The following is a 15105-nucleotide window of genomic DNA, read 5'->3' on the forward strand; positions in this document are numbered from 1 at the left end:
TTGAAGAAGAAAGATTTGGTTTAGGTTATGTATAGGATATTTATTTAAATTTATTATAATTTTTGAAATTATTTCATTTGCAAAGACTTGACCGTCGGAAGTTATACCCGTTCGACTCACTTCGTTCGCTCAGGGTGACTGTAGTTGGGAGGATATTGTAGCGTCGAAGCCCTAGCCGAAATCTTTGATTTCGTAGCAGGTCTTATGCATAGTTCCTAAGAAGCCGAATGTAATGAAGGCTGATTTGTTGAACTCGACTGCCCGGCTGTGGAAGCAAAATGCTTCCGCTACAGAGATAAATAATAGGAATGGTTGTCGTACGCCTTACGCCTGAGTTAAGAGAGTTTAATACCGATGTTGATGGAAGCAGATTGCTTCCGCTACAAAGCAGTTTTGATGGGTGAACCTATATAATAAATTACACAAAAAAAGAGACTTGTTACAGTCTCTTTCTTTAATATTTTTTACTTCTATTTTTTAGAATCCTGTTGCTGATTTAAAGAAGAAGTATCCTAGTGGTGTGTAGTAGATTCCCTTGATGTTTGGCTTAGCCATATAAGAGTTGGTGTAGAAGTAGATTGGTGCTACTACTGAGTCTTCTCCTATTAGGATGTCTTCTGCTTTATGCATGTTTTCCATTCTTAACTTTTGATCTGATGTTGCTTTTGCTGCTTTTACTAATTCGTCGAATTTTGGATTCTTGTATTGTGCGTCGTTGTTTCCACCACCGGTCATCCACATATCTATAAATGACATTGGATCGTTATAGTCTGCTATCCAGCCATGTCTTGCTATGTTGAAGTTTCCTTGTTTTCTTTCTGTTAAGAATACGTTCCAGTCTTGATTTTGAAGTGTTACTTGTACGCCAAGTTTTTCTTGCCACATATTTTGTAGTGCTTCTGCTATCGCTTTATGACTTTCCATTGTGTTGTATAGATATTCTATTTGTGGGAAGCCTTCTCCGTTTGGATATCCTGCTTCTTCCATTAATTTCTTAGCTTCTTCTACATTCTTATCGTAGTCTTCAGGTTTAACTGAGTAGTAGTCTCCGCCTGTAGTTCTGAAGTCTTTTCCTTCTGCTCCGTCTGCATCATATACTCCTGCTGGTACATATGCTGATGCTGGTTGTTCTCCTTTTCCTGTAACTTGTTTAACGATGAAGTCTCTATCTATTACTAGTGAGAATGCTTTTCTTACTCTTGCATCATCAAATGGTGGTTTTTCTGTGTTGAAACATACGAAGTAAGTTCCTACTTGTGGTAGTACTTTTAGTTCTTTTGTTTCTAGAAGTTTTTGTATTTCTTCTTGTGGTACTGAGTTTATAAAGTCCAAATCTCCTGATCTATATGATGCGTAGATTGCGTTTTGATCGTCTTGTAAGTGGAAGTTTAATTTTTCTGCTGTTACTGATGATGCATCATAGTATTCTTCGTTCTTAGTTAGTATTAGTTGAGAGTTGTGGTCCCATTTTTCTAGTTTGTAAGGTCCATTACTTACTAGTGTATCTGCGCTAGTTGTCCATGTTTTATTAGATACTACGTCTTCTCTTACTGGCATTACTGCTGGGAATGCACAGATTTCTTCGAAGTATGGGCATTTTACACTTAGATTAACTACAAATGTCTTGTCGTCTGGTGCTGATATGTCTAGTTTCTTGTCTTCGCTGTCATATCCTTTTACCATGTCTAACATGTATTCGTAGTCTGCTCCTGTTTCTGGGTTAACTAATCTGTTCCATGTATATACAAAGTCGCCTGCAGTCATTGGTTTTCCGTCTGACCATTTTGCGTCTCTTAGGTGGAATGTCCATGTTAATCCATCGTCACTTACGTCCCAAGATTCTGCTATACCTGGTTTAAGTACTGCGTTTCCTTGTCCGTCGTCATCCCATCTAATTAGTGATTCAAATAGGTGTGATTCTATGATAGCTCCATCAACTGATGTATTTAGTTGTGGGTCTATGGTTTCTGGTTCTGATGCTATATTTAAATCTAGAACTCCGTCTACTTTTCCTGGTTCAAATTCTGATACGGCTGTATCTCCATTTCCTTTTTCTGCGTTTTTGTTTGCAGGCTTACTGCCTCCACCACATGCTGTTAAAAGCATGGTAAATGCTAATGCTAAGATTAATAGTTTTGATTTTTTTAACATTTTTTTCCTCCTAAACGTTGTGGCAACTTACAAAGTGACCATCTTCTAATTCTCTTATTTGTGGTTCTACTTGACTGCATTTTTCCGTCGCGTACTGGCATCTTTCATGGAACCTACATCCAGTCGGCGGATTTATAGGAGATGGTATCTCTCCTTGTAGTTTTATCCTGGATTTCTGTCTAGTTACTTCTGGGTCTGGTACTGGGATTGCTGATAGCAAAGATTTTGTATATGGATGTAGCGGATTTTCATAGAGTCTTTGTGCATCTACTAGCTCGACTAATTTTCCAAGATACATAACTCCTATTCTGTCGGAGATATGTTTTACTACTGAAAGGTCGTGAGCTATAAATAGATAGGTTAGACCTAGTTCATTTTGCATATCCTCAAGCATGTTTACTATTTGGGCTTGGATGGATACGTCAAGTGCTGAAATCGGCTCATCACATACTATGAACTCTGGCTCTACTGCCAGTGCTCTTGCTATCCCAATTCTCTGTTGTTGTCCTCCAGAAAACTCATGTGGATATCTATTTGAATGTTCCTCATTAAGTCCTACTTTTTTAATCAGTTCTTTTATTCTTTCATTTCTATTTTTTTGGCAAAGTCCATGTATATCCAGTGCTTCTCCTATGATTTCCCTTACAGTCATCCTTGGATCTAGGGATGCGGATGGATCTTGGAAGATGATTTGCATCTTTCTTCTATATGGATACATGTCCTTTTTTATATTTTTTTCACTGTCATAGATCACTTCGCCGTCATAGACTATTCTTCCACTAGTCGGTTCATGAAGTCTTAGTATTGTTCTTCCAAGTGTGGTCTTTCCACATCCAGATTCTCCAACTAGTCCCAATGTCTCTCCCTTTTTTATAAATAGGGATACATCGTCTACAGCTTTTACTTTTGCTTTTCCACTAAAGGCTGAGTTTACATCGAAATGTTTTACTAAGCGATCTATTTCTACTAGTTTTTTATCTTCCATGTACTGCCTCCTTTACGTGTAAGAAACATTTTGATTTGTGATCTTCTGATATATTTATCATCGGTGGTTCTTTTCTCAAGCAGATGTTCATACAATGGTCGCATCTATTTGAGAATCCACATCCTTCCGGTGGATTTAACATGTCCACCGGAGTTCCTTCGATGGATTTTAATCTTTCATTTTCCTTTGAGTCAATTCTTGGCATTGAGCCAAGTAGACCCTTTGTATATGGATGTTGTGGGTTGTAGAATATTTCTTCTACAGTTCCCTTTTCAACGATCTTACCTGCATACATTACGCATACCGTATCACAAATTTGTGCAACTACCGCCAAGTTGTGGGTGATAAAGATTACACTCATCTTGGTCTTTTCTTGAATCTTTTTGATAAGTTCAAGGATTTGTGCTTGAATGGTTACATCCAGCGCAGTAGTCGGTTCATCAGCAATAAGTATGTCTGGTTCACAAATAAGTCCCATACCTATCATGACCCTTTGACGCATACCACCTGATAATTCGTGAGGGTACTGTTTCATACGCCTTTCTGGGTTTGAAATTCCGACTAGTTCAAGTATGTTAACCGCCTTGTCATAGGCTTCTTTTTTAGAAATATTACTATGAACTAGGACAGCTTCCATAAGTTGGTTTCCAATTGTATATACTGGATTTAGACAGGTCATAGGATTTTGGAAGATCATGGAGCACTTAGCTCCTCTGAAATTTCTCATCTGTTTTTTGTCATAGTCTAGGACATTTTCTCCTTTGTAGAGGATTTTTCCACCCTTTACCTTGCCCGGACTTTGTAGAAGTCCCATAATCGCATATGATTCAACGGATTTACCTGAGCCTGACTCTCCAACGATGCCCATGATTTCATTTTCGTGTAAGGTGTAGCTAATCTTGTCCACCGCTTGTACCTCTCCTACTGGTGTGTAGAAAGATACTTGCAGGTCTTCAACCTTTAATATTTCTTTTCTATCTTCTATCTTTAATTCTTTATTTAATTCTGTGTTCATTTCTGTATTCATTGTTCACCTACTCTACTTTTTAAGTCTTGGGTCCAGTGCATCACGTAAGCCGTCTGAAAATAGGTTAAGTGATAGTATCATAAGACTTAGGATTAATGATGGAATGATGAGCCTATATGCGTAGGAATATATACCTCCTAGAGCATCTGCTGCCATAGCACCAAGAGACGTCATCGGAGCTGAAACCCCTATTCCTAAGAAGGATAGGAATGATTCTAGAAATATCGCTGATGGAATTTGCATGGCTGTCATTACGATTATCTGTCCTATACAGTTCGGGAACAAGTGTCTCCAGATAATTCTCTTTCTAGATCCACCTAGAGCTTCCACTGCAGTGATAAACTCTTGTTTCTTAAGCATAAGAACCTGACCTCTTATCATCCTCGCCATTCCGACCCAGTATAGAAGTCCAAAGGCTATAAATATAGATATAAGCGCAGGACCAAGGACTGCAATCTTCTTGGCAAACTCTGAATTGGAACTGTTTACAAAGTCCTTTAAAGGAGTTGATATTCCGATTGAAAGTAGAATTACTACAAGTACATCAGGAATTGAGTAGATAAGATCTAGAAATCTCATCATAAGAGCATCGACTTTTCCACCGAAGTATCCAGAAACCGCTCCATATATAGAACCTATGAAAAGTACGATAAGTGAAGCGAAAACTCCAACTATAAGAGAAACCCTGGTACCATACATAGTTCTTACCATGATATCTCTTCCTAGCTTGTCTGTTCCAAAAGGATACCTAGCACATGGAAATAAATTTTCGTCTCCTCTAAATTGAGTGGTGTAATCCCCTTCCACAAATAGTGGTCCGATGAAGGCAAATATGACAACCACCACGATGAACATAAGAGCCACCATGGCAATCTTGTTTGCTTTTAACCTTCTCATCGCATCCTTAAAATAGGAGGTAGAAGGAGCTTTAGTCATGAAATTTTCCTTTTGTTCAACTGACGCAAGATCAAAGTCGTTTTCAGTGAAGTTATATTCATCAAGATTTAGTTTTTTGTTAAGATTGAAAAAATTTTCCATTCTAAGCCCCTTTCGTTAAGTCAATTCTTGGATCTATAAATCTATATAGAATGTCAACTACCATGTTCATAAAAACAACCAAGGTCGCAAATAATAATGTGGTAGCCATAATAATCGGATAATCTCTATTCAAAACTGAGTTTACAAAATATCTGCCCATACCTTGTACTGAAAATACAGATTCAACAACCATAGAGCCTGTAATAATACCAGCAGTAAGTGGTCCTAAGTAGGTAAGTACAGGTATAAAAGCATTCTTAAGAGCGTGTTTAAAAAGAATCTTAGACTCGGAAACACCCTTTGAACGGGCCGTCCTGATATAGTCTTGACCGATGGCATCAAGCATGGAAGACCTAGACAGCCTAGCGATATAACACATAGAGTAAAACCCTAGAGCGAACACCGGCATAAAGTAGGATTTGATTCCTACAAGCCCCATAGTTGGAAGCAGCTTCAGCTTAACTCCAAATAGTAGAAGTAGAAGCGTCGCAACTACGAATCCAGGAGCAGAAATACCAATGGTGGTCAACACCCGCAGGATTGAATCAACAGGTTTACCTCTGTTATATGCTGCAAGGCAACCTAGAGGAACCCCAACTAATGTTGCCCATGTAAGTGCAAGAAGTCCGAGTTTGGCACTGGTTGGAAACATCTCTTTTATGATGTCAATAACTGGCCTATTCTTTTGCATTTTTAAAGAAACTCCAAAATCTCCTTTAAGAGCATTTAATATAAAATTTTTGAGCTGAACCATCTTAGGTTGATCTAGCCCGTACTTTTTATTTAGAGCAGCCAGAACTTCCGGTGATTGGGATTTTTCACTGGCAAAAGGGCTCCCTGGAGCTAAGTCCATAAGAACAAAAGTGATAATACTTACGAGAAGAATAACCCCAATTGCCTGTAATATTCTTTTAAAAATGTACTTTATCATATTAACCTCCTAATATAGTTATGTATTATATACTTTAACTTGGTAAATTGCAAGCGTTAAAAAGTAAACAATCAAACGGCTATTTCTCGCGAAAAATATGTATAGTAAGCGATTGATATCGCATTCCTAAAAATGAATGCAAAAAAATAATTCAAAAAAAGTTTTGTAATTTTGTTAAATTTTGCGATTTAATGAGTTAAACGATAATAGTTACTATTTATTTAATGATTTTTAATAAATGATAATGTTCTATTAGAAAAAATTTTCTACTTAAAATAAATTTTGTTAGGAGAAATTTGTAGTCAAAATAATATCTGGTTGTACTATATGTAGTTTTGCATAAAAAAAATAGAGCCATCTGGCTCTAAGTTTCATATCTTTAAGTTTTTATTTTTTTCTTTTATTTTCTATTCTTCTTATCTTTTACTTTTTTTAGTCTAAAGAAATCTTCTCTTTCCTTTTCTTGCAAGATATTTTCGATTTCTTTTACTATCTTTGTGTACTTCGGAATCTGTATTTTATCCAAGGCATTGGCTCTCTTTTGAGTCTTTTTTATTTCTTGGGCAAGTTTAAATACTGAGTTTTCTACTTCTGCTAGTTCGTAGATCAAGTACTTAACTCCGTGAAGGTCGATGCTTGCTTCGTCGAAGGCAGATGTAGTTCTATGGAAAGAATATTCTGCTCGTCTTTCTTTTTCTTCGTACTTCACCTTTGGAAGTTCTACTCCCATGACGGATCTGAATTTTACTTCGTAGTCGTCTTCTATTGGCACTGCTTTTGATACTTCAAAGATGGATTCTGTTCCCATGGTGATGGTTGCATCTTCTAGTGCTCTATAGGTCTTGGCAAATTCTACTACGATTTTATTCTGTATTTCCGCTGCCTTTTTGTTTAGGTCCATCATCTCTTTTATAAGGACGGTCCGTTTTTTATCCAGTAGGTCGTAGCCTTTTTTCGCAAATTCCAAGGACGCTTTTGTCTGTAAAAGATTTGCTTTTGTAGGTATTACTTTGGTTGCCATTTTATCCTACCTTCTACTATTTATTGTCTTTACTTTGTGTCTCTACTTCTTCGTGAGTTTCTTTATTATCTTCTACTTTTCTATTTAAATATTTCTTCTTTAGTTCTGGGTCTATTCTGTCTAGGCTTTCTTCTGGCAATATCTTTAAAAGTTCCCATCCTAGGTCCAATGTTTCTTCTATATTTCTATTTTCATCGAATCTTTGGCGTAGGAATTTCTTTTCAAATTCATCTCCAAAGTCTAGAATCTTCTTATCTGAATCGGATAGATCTTCTCTACCGATTATTTGTGAAAGAGCTCTTACTTCTTGCACCTTTGAGTAGGATGCAAAGAGTTGTGAGGATAAGTCCGCATGATCTTCTCTCGTGTAGCCTTCTCCGATTCCGTCCTTCATTAGTCTTGATAGTGAAGGCAAGACGTTGATAGGAGGATATATTCCTGAGCCGTGAAGATCTCTTGATAGTACGATCTGTCCTTCTGTTATATATCCTGTAAGGTCTGGGATTGGATGGGTGATATCATCATTTGGCATGGTTAGTATCGGTATAAGTGTTACTGATCCATCTATTCCCTTTATCATTCCCGCTCTTTCGTATAACATTGCAAGGTCTGAATAGAGATGGCCTGGGTATCCTTTTCTAGATGGAACTTCTTCTCTAGATGATGATACTTCTCTTAGGGCTTCTCCGTAGGATGTTATATCTGTCATGATTACTAGCACGTGCTTATTACATTCGTACGCCAAGTATTCTGCACAGGTTAGGGCACATTTAGGCACGATAAGTCTTTCCATTATTGGATCGTCTGCGTAGTTTACATACATGACTACATTTTCTGATACTCCTGCGTTGTTGAATTCTTCGCGGAAGTAATCTGCTTCATCGTGTTTTACTCCTATGGCTGCAAATACTATGGCGAAGTTATCTTCTCCACTTGCATTTGATATTTTTGCCTGTCTTACGATTTGTGCTGCAAGTTCATTATGTGGTAGTCCTGAACCAGAAAATATCGGTAACTTTTGTCCACGGATAAGTGTCATTAGTGCATCTATGGCTGAGATTCCCGTTTGAATAAAGTTTCTTGGATATAGTCTTGCAACTGGGTTTATCGGTCTTCCGTTTACGTTGTAGAACTTATCTGCGTAGATTTCTCCACCTTTATCTATCGGTCTTCCAAGTCCGTCGAAAACTCTGCCTAGGACTTCATCTGTTAGTGGTATTTCAAATGGTCTAGCTTCAAAGGTTACTTCCATGTTCTTTGTAGAACTTCCTAGTAGGTCACCGAAGACTTGGATGGTCGCCTTGTCTTCATCTACTTTTACTACAGTTCCCACCATGGATTTCTTGCCATCCCTAGTCTTTATTTCAACTACTTCATCGTAGGAGACATGATGAAGGTTCGAAAGTTCAATTAGTGAGCCTTCTATTTTATCTAGTAATAAATAATTCTTTTTCATCTATTCACCTACATTTTCATCTATTAATTTTCTATAAAATTCTTTGATTTCGTTATTTATTTCTACGATTTTTGATAGGTCGTCGTTTGGTACGTCGTACTTCATGTTTATAACCTTGCCGTAGAGGGCGTCGTTTTTAATTTGTGAGATTGGAATCTGTTTTTCTACTGCTTCATTTCCAAGTTCAAAAAGTAGATCTATGGTCTTTAGCATTTCAAACTGTTTTTCAAGTGGCACATAGGTGTCCGTTGGGTTGAATGCGTTTTGTTGCAAGAATCCAACTTTGATTACTCTACAGATTTCCAGCACGAGCCTTTGATCATCTGGAAGCACGTCTTCTCCAACGAGCATTACTATTTCATTTAGTTTTGCTTCTTTGTGAAGTAAGTCTAAGAATTTTGCTCTAAGTGCTGGTAGATCTCCGTCCAGGTTCATATCGTAGTAATTCTTAAGCATCTTTACATAGCCTGAGTAAGAGTTCATCCAGTTTATGGCTGGATAGTGTCTTGAGTAAGCAAGTTCTTTATCAAGTGCCAAGAATACATTTACGAATCTCTTGGTATTTTCTGTTACTGGTTCGGAGAAGTCCCCTCCTGCAGGGCTTACTGCTCCTATAAGTGTAACTGAGCCTTCATTATTTGAAAGAGTTTCCGCGTATCCTGCCCTTTCATAGAATTCTGCAATTCTAGATGGTAGGTAGGCTGGATATCCTTCTTCTGCTGGCATTTCTTCAAGTCTTCCTGAGATTTCACGAAGAGCTTCTGCCCATCTTGATGTGGAATCTCCCATTAGTGCAACGTGGTAGCCTTGGTCTCTGAAGTATTCTGCAATGGTTACTCCTGTGTAGATGGATGCTTCCCTCGCTGCTACCGGCATGTTGGATGTGTTTGCAATAAGGATTGTCCTATCCATTAGCGGTTTATTAGTGTGTGGGTCGATTAGTTTTGGGAAGTCTTCTAGTACTTCTGTCATTTCGTTTCCACGTTCGCCGCAGCCGATGTAGACGATGATGTCCGCGTCGCAATACTTAGCGATTTGGTGTTGGGTCATGGTCTTGCCTGTACCGAATCCGCCTGGTACTGCTGTGGTTCCTCCCTTTGCAATTGGGAAGAATACATCGAATACCCTTTGTCCAGTTACAAGTAGTCTATCGATTGGTAGTCTATTTTTAACAGGTCTTGGAATTCTAACCGGCCATTCTTGGTACATCTTAACTCCATGTACTACGCCGTCTTCGTCTTCCACTTCCAAAAGTTCTGTTTCTATATTATATTTTCCTTCTGGAACTATTGAGGTAATCTTACCTTTTACATCTATTGGTATTAGTAGTCTATGGGTGATGATTTCAGTTTCTTTTACAGTTCCGAAAATCATTCCGCCTTCTACCGTGTCTCCTACCTTAACTTCAAATTTTACATCCCAAAGTTTTTCTTCGTCTAGGGATATAAGACCGATTCCTTCTGGCATGAAGTTGCCGTGTTCATCTTTTATCTTTTGTAGAGGTCTTTCGATACCGTCAAACATATTTGAGATAAGTCCAGGTCCTAGCTTAACTGAAAGTGGTGCTCCAGTAGGTATTATCTTTTCATCTCTTTTAAGTCCGGAGGTTTCTTCGTAGACTTGCACGGTTCCCAAATCTTTTTCGATGGTTATGACTTCGCCGATAAGTTTCTTTTCGCCGACTACTACCATTTCTCTCATTTTGAAATCCGCCATATTCTTTCCAACTACTACCGGACCATTTATTGATTTAATTAATCCTTCTTTCAAAATATCACCTAACCTTTGAGTGCAAAGTGAAGCATCTTGCCTATTTCGTATCTATTATCTTCGAGAATTTTGTAAAGGGATTTGTCGATGCTATATGTCATTTCTTCGTCAAGAATTATAAATCCACCGAGTTTCTTTGGATCTAGGGATACAAATTCTAGACTGATTCCCTTTTCCTTTGCCAAATTTTCCATAGATTTTTTGAGCTCTACATCCACATCTAAAACATGAACGATGTATCTGCCTTCTTGTAGATTGTCTAAAAGTTTTTTAAATCTATTTATCTGTTCATCGTTGTAGGAATCTTCCTTTACATAAGATTTTATCTTTTCATAGACTCCATCGATTAGAAGACCTACGAGTTCATCAGCTTTTTCAAGCTTCTTGATTCTCTTCATTTCGTTAGCTTTACCAATCATCTCATACTTCTTTTCATTGGCAAGGTAGATTCTTCTATCTATGAGTTCTTTCTTCATATCTTGAAGTTCTTTTTTCTTTTTTTGTAGGGTGGATTCTATCTCTTCTTTGGTGGCTTCGATCCTCGCTTCACAATCTTTTTCTCTTTCCAAATACACGATTTTATTAAAGATCGCAATTTTATTTTCAAGTAAAATCATATTTCCCCCTTTAGAGCTTTATTCCTACGGATTCTTTGATATACCTTAGGATAAAGTCCTTGTCTTCGATTCCCTTAGGTCCAGGGATAGTTACTACAAGAGGAAGAGTTCCGCTTAATTTCTTTGCTATGACTTCTTCTTTAATTTCATTGAAGTCTCTCTCCGTTAGAATTATTATTCCAATGGAATCATCATCTTTATATTTTTTGAAATTTGTGCGTAGCTCTTCTACATCTTTGCAAAATTTGCCGTCTATTCCAGACAACCTAAGTCCTGTGGTCACATCTCTATTTCTAGAAATCACAAGAGATTTCATTATAGTCTACCTAGAATCATAATTGAGATGATAAGTCCGTAGATGGCGATACCTTCTGCAAGGCCTAGGAAAATCATAGTTTTACCAAGTATTTTAGAGTCTTCTGATACTGCTCCGATGGCAGATGAACCTACGTTTGCAACTGCAACGCCTGCTCCTAGGGATGCAAGTCCTGTTGAAAGTCCAGCTGCTATAAATCCAAGTCCTTGTGATGATCCGCCTTCAGTTTGTGCGCTTACAAATCCTGGTACAAGGGTGAATACTGTCATAAACATAAGTGGTAAGAAAAATACCATGTTGAATTTTAAAAACATACGAAGTTTCTTTTCATCTACAGAAGTTCCTTTGTACATGTAGTAAACTCCTGTTGCGATAGTTGAAAGCACAAATACAAGTGCTATGATTATTATTTTTTCCATTATTTATCCTCCAAACGTATTGTTGTTGGGACGAATTCATATCCGTCTCCTGTGTAATATTTACTAAACATTTCGTAGTATTCAAGTCTTAGACTTTGAATGAATACTATAAGTCCTTCTAGACCGATTATTATTATATTTCCTACTATAAGTGAGATGACATTCGCACTGGTGGTGCCTATCATCTGTCCAATGGTTTTAAATGCGATAAATAGTCCGACGTGGTTTATGGCAAATGCCCCAACCCTTATGAATGAAATTATATTTGAAACTACACTAAGTATGGTTTCAAGTAGTCCAAATACAGCTCCTATATAGTATCCATCTTCTGTCTCAATCTTTTTCTTTGTTATAGCTGACATGATTACTTTTGAAAGTATCATTGCAAGTAGTGAGACTCCAATGATTGCGATACATAGTTTTGTCGGAACGATGTTTACATTTAAAACTTTTGATGCTGCTAAATTTACAAAACTTAAGAATACGAGAAATCCTGCTAGACCTTCCTTGCCTAAGAAGGCTTCTTCATACTCTTTATTCGTTATTTTATTTATGAATCCAAGGGCATAAGATATTATTAAAAATACGATCCCCACACCTATGGCTGCTCCAAGGGTGGTGTTTATATTTTCAAATGGCCTTATTAGAATTGGCTTTATTAAGTCTTCCATTCCAAATACGGATCCGTATAGAAGACCGAAGATTGCTGAGCTAAGTCCCAGGCGTTTTAAAAGTCCTCCAAAGCCTTTGTTCTTCTTAGATAAAAATATTCCCCCTAAGAAAAATACTGCCCCTTGTCCAAAATCACCAAACATCGCTCCATAAAGTAGCATGTAGGTAATTGCAAATAATGGGGTCGGGTCTTTTTCCGTATAGCTTGGAACCCCATACATGTTTACTAAAAGTTCAAAGGGCTTAAAAAAATTTGAGTTTCTAAGTTTAGTCGGTGGTTTGATGCCCTGTTCTATAGGATCTTTAAAACTTATAAGTAGTCCATCGTACTTGGATAAGATCTTTTCGATGCTCTCCTTATCCCTTAGACTCACCCAACCTGATAGGTAGAAATACTTATTTGATTTTGCCATAAATCTCTTTACATCTTCTATGTTTTCTGAAATCAGCATGGAGGTTATGGCGGTTTCTACTTTTTCTCTATTGCTCTTTAAGAAACTGTCTCTGTATTCCAGGATTTCTTTTTCTTCTTTTCTTAAAGCTTCCTTTTCAGATTCGAAATTTTCTAGGATTTCTTTTGCGGTCCCTTTGTACCTTCCTAGGATTTCTACATCTTCCCAATTTAGACTCTTTAAGATTCTGTCTATTTCCTTTTCAACTTCCTTTGGAAAGATTGCAAGATATACTTCACCTTCATCAATGGTTGCGGTGTGAAATATCATCGCAAGAATATTTCCATAGTTTTTCTTTAATCTAAATCTAGCTTCCTTATCAAGGATTCCAAACCTTACCTTAAAATATTTTAAATCTGAAAGTTTGGATAGATCTATGTTTACATTTTTAAAATAGTCGTAGTTTTCTTCTATTCCATCTATGACTTTCAAATCCTCTCTGATTTCTTTTAATCTTTTGGATTTGTACTTGATTTCATCATAGAAGGCTTCGTAGTCCACTCCCATATCTATCCTGTCGTAGTCAACCTTTAGATCCTTTATACCAAAGAACTCTTCCATCTCTTTTGCCTTTTCTATGGTTACATTTAGCATTGAGTCCCTTTCAAAAGGCGCTATATGATTTAGTTCTATAGCTCGCTCTAGGTTGTTTTCATTTTCAAGATTGAAAGTAAAGGCGTTGTTGTCGATTTGATTTTGTGAGTTTATGATGCTTACTGCACCAGTCTTTAGAATATCTACGACCACACTCTCCATTACTTCCAGTGGAGCGACCACATTCATTATTCTCATTTTTTCTACAGCCAAGTCAATTCACTTCCTTTATAGCTTCTTACCAAGTAGTTTAGAGTTTCTCCTGGAGATAGATTAAATCTAGTTGCCTCCATAATTCCTCTTATATCTTTAACTTCAAAGTCCAGGATGTACATAAATGCTGCGAACTTTGAAAAATCAAAGAAGTCTCTCTTAAATACCTCTCTACATGTGTAGTAGAGAAATCTTGAACTTCTTCTGTCCAGGTAGATATCCTGAGATTCACCCTGGAATAGAAATTCATAATGGGAATTTAAAATATATGGAACAAACTCTTTTTCTATATCCATGTATACCATTTCTCTAAGTCTATCGAAGTTAAAAACTTTTCCTCCGATTACCGCAAAATTTAATAGTTCCTCAGGCATTAGCCCATAGTACTTAATTCCACGATATATCCAAGTTATATTTAAGAGATCGATCTTAACTCCTAGAACTTCATCCACCTTTTGTTTCTCAGCTTTTGAAAATGTATTTGAAATTTCAACTAGCTGTTGATAGTAGAGCTTGTCCAGGTTCATCTCCATATAAAAAAGCACTACATCCTCCGCATCGTCTACGTATTGGCGCAGAACTTTGTAGTACTTGGTGCCTTTTAGCTTTTCAACAAAAGTCTTTATCGTGTCATTTTCTTCTATTAAATTATCGGAATTTAGAACTATCAGTCTATCTTTTAAACTTCTTCTGCCATCCTTTGTCTTTAAATACCTAAGGACTCTTTTTATATCATCTATTTCAAATTCAGAAATAGCTGCATTTACAAAGTTTAAGTAATTTCCTTTGTAGTAATGTCTTAGCTTAGTCAAAAGATCTAGCTTGTAAAGATCCAGCTTTCTTTCTGCTTCGTAGGAATCTTCATATCCGTCGAAGTAGGAGGATAGCTTTGTGTTTTCTTTTAGATAGGTGATTATTTCAGAAACGGTTTGAAATCTAGACATGCTTATATAGTCCCTATCAGTTAAAAATTCAGAAGTCATCTTGCTCATTTTAGCTGATACTGCATTGAAATCTCCCATTTCTATCCCTTCAATATAAATTTTTTAAATGCTTCTTCTACCAGTTCATCTTTTTGAAGTTTAAAATTTTCATCAATCTTTGAAAGTTCATTTTGAATTTCGTCTTTTCTCTTCTTTACTTCTTCTTCAGCAGATGCCATGATTTCAGAAAATTTAAGAGAAGCTTCATCTTTTGCTTCCTTTGTAACTTCACTTTCCATTTGAGAGAGTTTCTTTTGAAGATCTTCTTTCATGGAATTTATCTTTGCGTCGGTTTCTTCCATGACATTCTTGGTTCTCTCTTCTATGTCTAAGATGCTGTTAATAGTATCTTTCATGCCATTCCCTCTTTCCTATAATAATATACTCCTAAAAAATAATATATACAAGGAATATCTTACTGTAATTTTCAGTAATACTATATTTTTATTGTACCCATTTT

At 36.9% G+C, this 15105-nt stretch carries 14 protein-coding genes; all 14 read right to left on the minus strand.

What is annotated here, in order from left to right:
* Positions 1-477: 477 nt before the first annotated feature.
* The 14 genes from HMPREF9225_RS08820 to HMPREF9225_RS08885 all read right to left on the minus strand — a co-directional run bounded on the left by HMPREF9225_RS08820 (position 478) and on the right by HMPREF9225_RS08885 (position 15001).
* On the minus strand, positions 478-2151 hold the full coding sequence (locus HMPREF9225_RS08820) for a peptide ABC transporter substrate-binding protein (RefSeq protein ID WP_008902601.1): 1674 nt from the start codon (positions 2149-2151) through the stop codon (positions 478-480).
* A 10-nt stretch (positions 2152-2161) separates the two neighbouring features.
* A complete protein-coding gene (locus tag HMPREF9225_RS08825) occupies positions 2162-3136 on the minus strand; it encodes an ABC transporter ATP-binding protein (protein ID WP_008902602.1) in 975 nt (324 codons plus the stop codon).
* Positions 3126-4163, minus strand: coding sequence for an ABC transporter ATP-binding protein (locus HMPREF9225_RS08830; RefSeq protein WP_008902603.1), 1038 nt, complete (start codon positions 4161-4163; stop codon positions 3126-3128). Before HMPREF9225_RS08830 ends, HMPREF9225_RS08825 begins: the two co-directional genes overlap by 11 nt.
* A gap of 12 nt (positions 4164-4175) precedes the next feature.
* Positions 4176-5201, minus strand: coding sequence for an ABC transporter permease (locus tag HMPREF9225_RS08835; RefSeq protein ID WP_008902604.1), 1026 nt, complete (start codon positions 5199-5201; stop codon positions 4176-4178).
* A 1-nt stretch (position 5202) separates the two neighbouring features.
* The gene (locus tag HMPREF9225_RS08840; RefSeq protein ID WP_008902605.1) at positions 5203-6132 is read right to left on the minus strand and encodes an ABC transporter permease; all 930 of its coding nucleotides are present in this window, start codon (positions 6130-6132) and stop codon (positions 5203-5205) included.
* A 400-nt stretch (positions 6133-6532) separates the two neighbouring features.
* A complete protein-coding gene (locus tag HMPREF9225_RS08845) occupies positions 6533-7153 on the minus strand; it encodes a V-type ATP synthase subunit D (protein WP_008902606.1) in 621 nt (206 codons plus the stop codon).
* Positions 7154-7169: 16 nt separating this feature from the next.
* Positions 7170-8609 carry a V-type ATP synthase subunit B gene (locus HMPREF9225_RS08850; RefSeq protein ID WP_008902607.1) on the minus strand — a complete coding sequence of 480 codons (1440 nt, stop codon included), beginning with the start codon at positions 8607-8609 and terminating at the stop codon, positions 7170-7172.
* Entirely contained in the window at positions 8610-10379 is a 1770-nt protein-coding gene (locus HMPREF9225_RS08855) for a V-type ATP synthase subunit A (RefSeq protein ID WP_008902608.1), read from the minus strand. It lies immediately after the preceding gene.
* A gap of 8 nt (positions 10380-10387) precedes the next feature.
* Positions 10388-10996 (minus strand): V-type sodium ATP synthase subunit E, encoded by a 609-nt coding sequence (locus HMPREF9225_RS08860; protein ID WP_008902609.1) that lies wholly within the window; start codon positions 10994-10996, stop codon positions 10388-10390.
* Positions 10997-11006: 10 nt separating this feature from the next.
* Complete coding sequence (locus HMPREF9225_RS08865) at positions 11007-11312, minus strand: V-type ATP synthase subunit F (protein WP_008902610.1); 306 nt, start codon at positions 11310-11312, stop codon at positions 11007-11009.
* Positions 11312-11731 carry an ATP synthase subunit C gene (locus tag HMPREF9225_RS08870; protein ID WP_008902611.1) on the minus strand — a complete coding sequence of 140 codons (420 nt, stop codon included), beginning with the start codon at positions 11729-11731 and terminating at the stop codon, positions 11312-11314. The genes HMPREF9225_RS08865 and HMPREF9225_RS08870 overlap by 1 nt, the downstream gene beginning before the upstream one ends.
* Entirely contained in the window at positions 11731-13662 is a 1932-nt protein-coding gene (locus HMPREF9225_RS08875) for a V-type ATP synthase subunit I (RefSeq protein ID WP_008902612.1), read from the minus strand. Before HMPREF9225_RS08875 ends, HMPREF9225_RS08870 begins: the two co-directional genes overlap by 1 nt.
* Positions 13653-14684 (minus strand): V-type ATPase subunit, encoded by a 1032-nt coding sequence (locus tag HMPREF9225_RS08880; RefSeq protein WP_008902613.1) that lies wholly within the window; start codon positions 14682-14684, stop codon positions 13653-13655. The genes HMPREF9225_RS08875 and HMPREF9225_RS08880 overlap by 10 nt, the downstream gene beginning before the upstream one ends.
* A gap of 2 nt (positions 14685-14686) precedes the next feature.
* Complete coding sequence (locus HMPREF9225_RS08885) at positions 14687-15001, minus strand: kinetochore Spc7 family protein (protein WP_008902614.1); 315 nt, start codon at positions 14999-15001, stop codon at positions 14687-14689.
* Positions 15002-15105 lie beyond the last annotated feature (104 nt).

The organism is Peptoniphilus duerdenii ATCC BAA-1640 (genome assembly GCF_000146345.1).
GTDB lineage: Bacteria > Bacillota > Clostridia > Tissierellales > Peptoniphilaceae > Peptoniphilus_B > Peptoniphilus_B duerdenii.

Bases quoted from the DNA above. Each gene is read 5' to 3' on its own strand.
- HMPREF9225_RS08820 (WP_008902601.1), bottom strand. From the start codon at position 2,151: ATGTTAAAAAAATCAAAACTATTAATCTTAGCATTAGCATTTACCATG.
- HMPREF9225_RS08825 (WP_008902602.1), bottom strand. From the start codon at position 3,136: ATGGAAGATAAAAAACTAGTAGAAATAGATCGCTTAGTAAAACATTTC.
- HMPREF9225_RS08830 (WP_008902603.1), bottom strand. From the start codon at position 4,163: ATGAATACAGAAATGAACACAGAATTAAATAAAGAATTAAAGATAGAA.
- HMPREF9225_RS08835 (WP_008902604.1), bottom strand. From the start codon at position 5,201: ATGGAAAATTTTTTCAATCTTAACAAAAAACTAAATCTTGATGAATAT.
- HMPREF9225_RS08840 (WP_008902605.1), bottom strand. From the start codon at position 6,132: ATGATAAAGTACATTTTTAAAAGAATATTACAGGCAATTGGGGTTATT.
- HMPREF9225_RS08845 (WP_008902606.1), bottom strand. From the start codon at position 7,153: ATGGCAACCAAAGTAATACCTACAAAAGCAAATCTTTTACAGACAAAA.
- HMPREF9225_RS08850 (WP_008902607.1), bottom strand. From the start codon at position 8,609: ATGAAAAAGAATTATTTATTACTAGATAAAATAGAAGGCTCACTAATT.
- HMPREF9225_RS08860 (WP_008902609.1), bottom strand. From the start codon at position 10,996: ATGATTTTACTTGAAAATAAAATTGCGATCTTTAATAAAATCGTGTAT.
- HMPREF9225_RS08865 (WP_008902610.1), bottom strand. From the start codon at position 11,312: ATGAAATCTCTTGTGATTTCTAGAAATAGAGATGTGACCACAGGACTT.
- HMPREF9225_RS08870 (WP_008902611.1), bottom strand. From the start codon at position 11,731: ATGGAAAAAATAATAATCATAGCACTTGTATTTGTGCTTTCAACTATC.
- HMPREF9225_RS08880 (WP_008902613.1), bottom strand. From the start codon at position 14,684: ATGGGAGATTTCAATGCAGTATCAGCTAAAATGAGCAAGATGACTTCT.
- HMPREF9225_RS08885 (WP_008902614.1), bottom strand. From the start codon at position 15,001: ATGAAAGATACTATTAACAGCATCTTAGACATAGAAGAGAGAACCAAG.